Origin of the sequence: Xanthomonas maliensis, from assembly GCF_009192945.1 — a bacterium.
Lineage (GTDB): Bacteria > Pseudomonadota > Gammaproteobacteria > Xanthomonadales > Xanthomonadaceae > Xanthomonas > Xanthomonas maliensis.
The window spans coordinates 1-9687 of the sequence record NZ_NSET01000084.1 but is presented as its reverse complement, the minus strand read 5'-3'; the positions used below and the strand labels follow the sequence as shown (position 1 = coordinate 9687).

Below are 9687 nucleotides of genomic sequence, written 5' to 3'. Positions count from 1 at the left end.
GGACATGTTCGTCTTCGCTGAGATGCACCAACTGCGCACGGGCCAGGGTGTCGTGCGCCAGGTCGAACGGCGTTTGGCTTTCCAGCTCGGCCAGTCGCCGGACTTCGCTGTGCGGTTCGGGATGCGTGCCGAGAGCGCGCTCGGTGAGTCGGAAGCCGATGCCATCGCTGTCGATACGCTGGGTCGGCTGGTCCTGGTGCAGCACGATCCGGGTGCGCAGGCTTTCATGACGGGCGGCGATGCGATCCAGGGCCTGGCGTAGGGCCTCGCGATCCAATCGTCCTCGCAGCCGCAGCCCATGCGGCATCAGGTACGCCAGTTCGGCTTGGGCATCGAGCTGGGCGAGGAACCACAAGCGTTGTTGGGCAAAGGACAACGGTAGGGGAGTGCTGCGATCGGCGGGCACAATCGCCGGCAACGTACTGGCGGCGGCGTTGTGCAAGGTCTGAGCCAGACCAGCGAGGTCTGGCTGGGCGAACACTGCCGCCAATGGCAGCTCCAGGCCAAGTGCGCTGCGGATGCGCGAGACCAACCGCACGGCCAGTAGCGAATGGCCGCCGAGGGCGAAAAAGTTGTCGTGGCGCCCGACGCGCGCGACATGCAACAGCTCACCCCAGAGCTCGGCCAGCTGCGCTTCCATCTCTCCCCTGGGTGCAGCATAGGGCTGCACGGCCACTGCTTCGAGGTCCGGCGCCGGCAGCGAACGGCGGTCCAACTTGCCGTTTGCCGTCAGCGGCAGTGCGTCCAGCTGCATATAGGCGGAGGGCAGCATGTACTCGGGCAAGCGCGTGCTCAAAACGGCACGTAGGCGCTCGGCGCTCGGGACCTGTCCGCCGACCAGATAGGCGATCAGCCGCCGGTCATCGCCATCTGCACGTGCGACGACCGCCGCCTCGCGGATGCCATCGCAGCTGCGCAACGCCGCTTCGATTTCGCCAGGCTCGATGCGGAAACCGCGCAGCTTGATCTGCTGATCGCTGCGGCCCAGATACGCCAGCACGCCATCGGCGCGCCAACGTGCCAGATCGCCGCTGCGGTAGCGGCGCTGGCCCGGCTGCGTGGCGAATGCGTCGGGTACGAAGCGTTCGGCGGTCAGGTCGGGACGGCCCAGATAGCCACGCGCCAATTGCGGCCCGGCAATGACGAGTTCGCCCGCGACGCCAATGGGCGACAGCCGGCCATGCGCATCCAGTACCTGCAGGCGGGTGTCAGGCAATGGCCGGCCCAGCGGCACGATGCTGCCGGCGTCGCTGCTCCGCACCGGATGCGCGCTGGCCCAGATGGTGGCTTCGGTGGGGCCATACAGATTCCACAGCTGGCCACCGCCGGCCCGCAGACGTTGCGCCAGATCCTGCGGCAAGGCCTCTCCACCGCAGAGCAAGCGCATGTTCGGGGTGCTCTGCCAGCCGGCATTGAGCAACAGCTGCCAGAACGTCGGCGTGGCCTGCAGTACCGAGATGCGCTGTGCGGCCAGCAGTTGCATCCATTCCGCCGGATCGCGTAGGTCCGGGGCCGCGATGACGACGCAGGCACCGTGCACCAGCGGCGCGAACAGTTCCAGGCCGGCGATGTCGAAGCCGAGCGTGGTGACGGCCAACAAACGATCATGGGGCGTCAGTGGCAGCTGAGTCTGCAGGGCGCCGAAGAAGGCCGCCAGCGCATGGTGCGGAATGACGACACCCTTGGGCCGGCCCGTAGAGCCGGACGTATAGATGACATAGGCAGGATGCTGCAGGTGCAGGGACGGCACATCGGGGGCGTGGGCCGGTCCGCAAGCCCACGGCACCGACTCTTCGTCCATGCAGACCTGCCGTAGATCCTTGCAAGGTCCGAACAGCGTTGCGGCCTGCCTGTCTGCGATGACGACTTGCGCGCCGGCGTCCGCCACCATCGCGTGCAGCCGGGCGGCTGGTGCCTCGATATCCAGTGGCAGATAGGCGGCACCGGCCTTGAGGATGGCCAGCAGGGCAATGACCTGGGCACTGCCGCGCGGCAGGCAGATGGCGACGACACGTTCTGGCGTCACACCCACGCCGATCAGATGATGCGCGAGCTGGTTGGCGCGGGTATCGAGTGCTGCGTAGCTGAGTTCGGTCTGGCCGTCGATCACGGCGATGGCATCGGGCGTACGCTGCGCCTGCGCTGCGATCTGCTGGTGGAGGAAATCGGGCTCTTGCAGCGAGGCCGCGGTGACATTGAAGCTTGCCAGCTGTGCGTGTTCCTCCGGCGACACCAGCGCCAGTCGGGTCACGCAGGCATCTGCATCGGCGACCATGCCGCGCAACACCTGCATGAACTGCGCCAGGTGACGCACAATGGTGCTGCTGTCGAACAGTGCGGTGGCATACGCCAGCCGGCCGACGATGACGCCATCTTGTTCCTGCAGCGCCAGATCGAGATCGAACTTGAGCATCGCCGATGACAGTGGCAGCGCGTCGACTGCCAGTCCGGGCAGCTCGATGCGACTGTCCGGCATGTTGTGCCACGCGAACATGACCTGGAACACCGGATGGTGAGCCAGGCTGCGGGGTGGATTGAGGGCGTCGATGACTTGTTCGAATGGCAGGTCCTGGTGCGCTTGCGCAGCCAGCGCGGTGGCGCGGACCTGGGCCAGCAATGCGCGGACGGACGGACGACGACGCAGGTCGATGTGCAGCGCCTGCGTGTTGACGAACAAGCCGATCAGCGGCTCCAGCTCACTGCGGGTCCGGTTGGCGGTCGGCGTCCCGATCACGACCTGGTCCTGGCCCGACAGCCGCGCCAGCAGCACGCCCCAGGCTGCCAACAAGGTCATGAACAGCGTGGTGCCATGACGTTGGCTCAGTTCCCTCAACGCCTCGCTGAGCGCGACGTCCAGCTCCAGTTCCAGCGTCTCGCCGCGCGCATCCTGCACTGCGGGCCGTGGGTGGTCGGTGGGCAGTTCCAGCAGGGCTGGGGCGTCGTGCAGATGGTCGATCCAGAAGTCACGCTGGTGTTGCAGCCGCTCCCCAGCGAGCCAGCGGCGCTGCCAGACCGCGATATCGGCCGATTGGATCGGCAGGGGCGGCAAAGGGTCGGGCTGGCCCTGCACGAAGGCTGGGTAGAGCGTGCTGAATTCGCGCATCAGCACGCCCATCGACCAGCCATCGGCGATCAGATGATGCAGGGTGACGAGCAGCACATGCTCCTCGTCGCCAAGTCGGAGCAGTTGCGCCCGCGCCAGGGTGTCGCGGGCCAGATCGAACGGCGTGTGGGTCTCTAGCTCGGCCAGGCGCCGAACCTCGCGATGCGGATCGGGATGCGTGCTGAGATCGTGCTCGTGCAGTCGGAAGCCGGTGGTCTCGCTGTCGATGCATTGGGTGGGCTCGTCCTGGTGCAACACAATGCGGGTGCGCAGGCTTTCGTGGCGGGCCGCAATGCGATCCAGCGCTCGACGCAATGCTTGGCGGTCCAGCCTGCCGCGCAGGCGCAAGCCGTTGGCGACCAGATAGGCAAGCGCGGCTTGGGCGTCCAACTGGGCAAGGAACCACAGCCGTTGTTGCGCGAATGACAGCGGCAGCGGAGCGTTGCGGTCGGCTGGCACGATCGCCGGCAACGTGCTGATGGCAGCGTTGTGCAGTGCCTGCGTCAAGTCGGCAAGGCGCGGCTGTGCGAACACCGCGGCCAGCGGCAGTTCCAGGCCGAGTGCGCTGCGGATACGTGAGACCAGCCGAACAGCCAGTAGCGAGTGGCCACCGAGGGCGAAGAAGCTGTCGTGGCGACCGATGCGCTCGACACCAAGCAACGCGCTCCAGAGCTCGGCAAGCTGGGTTTCCAACTCGCCTTCTGGCGCGAGATACGCCTGAGCAGGGAATCTATCGGTCTCTGGCGCCGGCAGTGCGCGCCGATCCAGCTTGCCATTGGGGGTCAGCGGGAGTGCATCGAGGTGCACATACGCGCTGGGCAGCATCACCTCCGGCAGGCGTGGGGCCAGCTGGCTGCTCAGCGCGGCGGCCACGTGTTGATCGACGTCGCCGACCAGGTACGCAACCAGGCGAGGCTCACCGATGCTGTCCTCACGCAGCACCACCGCCGCGTCCTCGACTCCCGCACACGCGCGCAGAGCTGCGGCGATTTCGCCCAGCTCGATGCGATGACCGCGCAGCTTGACTTGCTCGTCATTGCGGCCGAGATAGTCGAGCGTGCCGTCGGCACGCCAGCAGCCGATGTCGCCGCTGCGGTACATGCGTTGGCCGGGTCGCTCGGCAAACGGATCGGGCACGAAACGCTCGGCGGTCAGGGCAGGGCGACCGAGATAGCCACGTGCCAGCTGCGGGCCGGCGATATGCAATTGGCCGGCGACGCCAATCGGCGCCGGTTGCCCAAAGGCATCGAGGATATACACGCGCAGATGCGCGATCGGGTGACCGATCGGTACGCGGCCACTCGCTGCAGTGGCATCGTCTGCGGTCGCCTCGTGCACGACGCAACCGACCACGGTTTCGGTCGGGCCATATTCGTTGATCAGGCGGGTGTGCGGGGCGAGCGTCTGCCAGCGTGCCAGGGTGGCAGCAGACAGCGCCTCGCCACCGATCACCATCACCGCTGGGCTGAGCGGTTCGCGATGGTCGACCAGTTGTTGACCCAGCACTTCCAGATGCGCGGGTGTGAGCTTGACAAGGCCGAGCGGCGTGGGATCGCACAGACGTTGCCGCAACGCATCGAGCGTACCGTGTTCCGGCAACAGCTCGACCGTGGCGCCGCAGAGTAGAGGTGCCAGCAGGCTGGTCAAGGTGGCATCGAAGGCCAGCGATGACGACACCACCGCGCTGGGCTGCGGCCGATAGGTCTCGATGGCCCATTGCAGGTAGTGCGCTGCACCTGCGTGGGTCAGCAAGGTGCCCTTGGGCTGGCCGGTGGAGCCGGACGTGTAGATGACGTAGGCCAAATGCTCCGGGCACAGCTCGGGCACCAGGGGCGCCGCCGGGTTCCGCGCCAGCGCGTCGGTTTCCAGCGTCATGTCCGCATCAAGATTCAACACGGCGAATCCCGGCAGGCTGCCTGCGCGCGGTAGCCGTTGCAGCAGGTCATCGCAGGTCAGCACCAGCCGCGGCTGGCTGTCGTCCAGCACAAACGCCAAACGCTCGCTGGGCAGTTGCGGATCCAGCGGCAGATAGGCGGCACCAGCCTTGAGTGTGGCCAGCAGTGCCACGACCTGAGCGATACCGCGCGGCAGATAGAGGGCGACCAGGTCTTCCAGGCCGACACCCAGCGCCACAAGCCGCTGCGCAAGCAGGTTGGCACGGGCCTCCAGCTCGGCATAGCGGAGCTGGCGCTCACCTTCGATCAGCGCGATCGCCTCGGGCGTGCGCTGCACCTGCAGGTCGAATAGATGATGGACACAGTGCGCTCGCGCCGCCGGTGCCGTCTCGGTCACAGTGAAGCGCTGTAGCCGAGCGCGCTCGCCGGCGGGCAACACCGGCAGCTGTGCAACGCAGGTGTGTGGGTCGGCGGTCATCGCGCCGAGCACCCGGACGAACTGCGCGCGTTGGCGTTCGATGGTGCTGCGATCGAATAGCGCGGTGGCGTAGCCCAGGCTGCCGACGATGCGGTCCTGCTGTTCGTGCAACGAGAGCTCCAGGTCGAACTTCGCAGCGCGGCCCGCCAACGGGAGTGGGGCCAACTTGAGGCCCGGCAGCAGCAGGTCGGCGTCGGCAGTGTTCTGCCAGATCAGCATGGCCTGGAACAACGGCTGCGCGGCCAGACTGCGCACAGGATTGACAGCTTCGATCACCTGTTCGAACGGTAGCTCCTGATGGTCCTGCGCGGCGATGGCAGCGTGGCGGACGCGCGCCAGCAGCTGCGCAACCGAGGGGTTGCCGCGCAGGTCGATGTGCAGCGCCTGAGTGTTGACGAACAGCCCGATCAGCGGCTCCAGTTCGCTACGGGTGCGGTTGGCGACCGGGTTGCCGATGACGACCTGATCCTGCCCGGCCAGGCGTGCCAATAGGACGCCCCAGCCAGCCAACAAGGTCATGAACAGCGTGGTGCCGTGACGCTGGCTGAGGACGCGCAGCTGGGTGGTCAGCGCTGGGTCGAGTGCAATCTCGATCGTCTCGCCGCGATGGTCCTGGCATGCCGGCCGTGGCCGATCCGAGGGCAGTTCCAGCAATGCCGGCGCATCTTGAAGATGGGCGATCCAGAATCGGCGCTGGCGTTCCAGTACCGCATCGGTGATCCAACGCTGCTGCCATCGCGCGTAGTCGGCGTATTGGATGGACAACGGCGGGAGCGGATCGGGCTGACCTTGCGCATAGGCGGCGTACAGCAGACTCAGCTCGCGTACCAGCAGTCCCATCGACCAGCCGTCGCTGACCAGATGGTGCATGGTCAGCAGCAGGCGGTACCGTTGGTCCGCCAGCTGCAGCAGCCGGCCACGAATCAGCGGGCCCCGCGCGAGATCGAAGATCGTGTCGCGTTCGAGTGCAGCATGGTGCTCGGCTTCCGCATCCGGATCTTCCACAGCGCGTAGATCGATCCGGCGCAGTGCCAGGCCGATGTCTGCCGGCAGGATGCATTGGGCGGCAGTCTCGTCCGCGACCGGGAAGATCGTGCGCAGGGCTTCATGACGCGCCACGATGCGGTCCAATGCCGACTGCAACGCTGCCACGTCGAGCGTGCCATGGAGGTCCACGCCGCCTGGCATCAGGTACGCCAGCGCGGCCTGCGGATTGAGTCGCTGCAGGAACCACAGACGCTGCTGTGCGAACGACAGCGGCAGCGGCTCGGTTCGCGCATTGCGTACGATTGCCGGCAGGCTGCTGCGACCTGCGTCGTCCAGCGCATTCGCCAGCTCGGCCAGCTGCGGCCTGGCAAACAGCGTGGTCAACGGCAATTCCAGGCCGAGTGCGCTACGCAGACGCGAGATCAATCGCACCGCCAGCAGCGAGTGTCCACCCAGCGCGAAGAAGCTGTCATGGCGGCCGACCCGTTCCACGCCCAGCAAGTCGCACCATAGAGCAGCCAGCAGGGTTTCGCGTTCGCCCACTGGAGCCGCGTAGGCCTGCACGGCCAATGCAGCGATGCCCGGTGCAGGAAGCGCGCGGCGGTCGAGCTTGCCGTTTTTCGTCAGCGGAAGCGTGGCCAGGCGCACATAGGCGGCCGGTAGCATCGCCTCGGGCAAGCGCGCGGACAGCGCTTGGCGCAGCGCAGACGGGTCTGCGTCGTCGGGATGCGTGGTCACCAGATAGGCGACCAGACGTGGCATGCCGGCGCCATCCTGGCGTAACTGCACGTGAGCATCCTGCACGCCAGGGCAGGCGCGCAGAGCAGCGGCGATCTCGCCGGGTTCGATGCGGAAGCCGCGCAGCTTGATTTGTTCGTCGTTGCGGCCGAGGAACGCGACGGTGCCATCGTCGCACCAGCGCGCCAGATCGCCGGTCCGGTACATGCGCTGGCCGGGCTGTGCGGCAAACGGATCGGGCACGAAGCGCTCGGCGGTCAGGACCGGCTGATCGAGATAGCCGCGTGCAAGCCCGGCACCGGCGACATACAGCTCTCCGGTGGCGGCGCGGGGCGACAGTTGCATGTGCCGATCGAGCACGTACAGACGGTTGCCGGCAAGTGCGCGGCCGAGCGGAACCGTCGTGTCATCGGCGCATACCTCGTGCATCACGCAGCCGACCGTGGTCTCGGTCGGGCCGTAGTGATTGAAGATGCGGGTACTCGGTGCTCTGGCGCGCCACCAACGCAGCGCATCGAGCGCCGGTGCTTCGCCACCGAGCACCAGCGCACGCACGCAGCCGTCCAGGGAAATGTCGGCATCGCCCACCTCCTGCTGCAGCAGCGCGAGGTGTGAGGGCGTGAGTTTGAGTGGGGCGATGCTGCGCCCCTGTCGCACGGCCTGCAGCCATGCCGCCGGGCCGCTATCCGGGTCGCAGACCTGCACGGTGGCGCCGCATAGCAGCGGCGGGTAGACGCCGGTGAGCGCCAGATCGTAGTGCAGCGAAGTGAACACCAGCGAGGTGTCGTCCGGCTGCAGCGCGCAGCGTTCGATCAGTGCCAGCGCGTAATTGACCAAGCCATGGTGCGTGACCATGACGGCCTTGGGCCGGCCGGTGGAGCCGGAGGTGTACATCACATAGGCCAGGTGCTGTGGGCCCAGCCCGGCGATCTGCACGGGTGGCAGCTGTCGCGCGTCGGCGTGCGCTGAAACCTCAGTCATGACGATGGTTGGCAAGGCCAAACCGTCGCGTAGTGACGTCGGTAGCGTGTGTTCGATGACCATCGCGCGCGCCGAGCAGTCTTCCAGCATGTCGCGCAAACGTGCCGCCGGCAGCGCAGGATCGAGCGGGACGTAGGCACCACCCGCTTTCAGCACGCCCAGCATGGCCACGATTGCTGCAATGCAGCGCTCCATGCAGACGGCGACACGGACGTCTGGGCCGATTCCTTCGTCGATCAAGCGATGCGCCAGGGTATTGGCGAGGCAATCCAGCGCATGATAGCTGAGCTGTTCCAGCTCCGATCGCAGTGCAATCGCGTCAGGGGTGCGGGCCACCTGTTGCGCAAACAGATGATGGAGGCATGCCTGTGTTTTGACAGCAGGGCTGGTGCTGGCGTGGCCCAGTAGGGCGTTGTGCTGTTGCCGCGGAAGCAGCGGTAAGGCGTGCAGTGGCCGGCTTGGCGTCTGCACCAATGCGTCGACCAGTTGCTGGAGAATGTCGTTCAGCTGTCTGGCGATGCGCTCGGCGCCGTAACCCTGCTGGACCTTGACTGTCAGCAGAAAGCTCTGTTCGGTGTCGTCCACCGCTAACGACAGCGGATAGTTGTTGCGTTCGCGCGCTTCCAGCAGGGCGATGCCATGCCAGGGATCCTCAGCAGGATCGTCGGTGGCAAGCGCTGCATGGCCGCCGACATGGCGATAGTTCAGCAGTGCGGTGAACAACGGCGTGGGCGCCTGGATGCCGCTGCAACGCTGGGCCAGCGCCAGGGTTGCGTGTTCGTGTTGGAGCAGCTGCGCGAGTTGCTGCTGGGTCTGGCGGACGGCCTCGACCACGTTTCTGCCATCGCGTTGCAGGCGGATGGGCAGGGTGTTGAGGAACATGCCCATGACGCGGTCGGCGCCGTTGCCCCCTTGCAGGCGGCCGAACAAGGCGGTGCCGAATACCACATCGTCCTGGTTGCTGGCCTGGGCCAGGACTAAGGCATAGGCGAGGTGGAACAGGCTCGCCGCGCTGGCGTCGAGCCGGCGCGCCTGCACGCGCAAGGCAGTGCACAGTGCAGCGGGCAGCGCCAATGACGCTTCTTCGATCTCCGCACCGTCGCCACGTACTTCGCTGAGTCCGAACGGCGTGGTTGGGGCCAGGACATCGCCCAATTGTTCGGTGAAGAAGCGTCGATGGGTCTCTTCGCTCGTGCCCAGCCGTGCCTGTGCCACGAAGTCGCGGAACGGCAAGGCGGGCGGCAGCGACGTGCTGCGATCCTGCAGATGGAGCAGGATTTCATCGACCAGCAATTCCAACGAGGTATGGTCGACGATCAAATGATGGGTGTGCAGGCCGAGCAGCCAGCGGTCGTTGGCCGGGTCATGGGCCAGATGGCCGCGCAGCAGCGGCGCCTGGGTGATATCCAAGCGCACGTGCTGTGGATCCATGCACGCTTTCAGCGCCGCGAGCACGTCGTGGTCGTCGAGTGTGTGCTGCTGCAACGGCAGCGCCGCATGACGCC

Annotated in this window: 1 protein-coding gene; it reads right to left on the bottom strand. The window is 66.6% G+C overall.

Annotated elements, in window-relative coordinates:
* Positions 1-9613: non-ribosomal peptide synthetase (locus CKY51_RS20800; RefSeq protein WP_152249856.1), on the bottom strand; the 9613-nt coding region annotated here is incomplete at its 3' end.
* Positions 9614-9687: the final 74 nt, after the last annotated feature.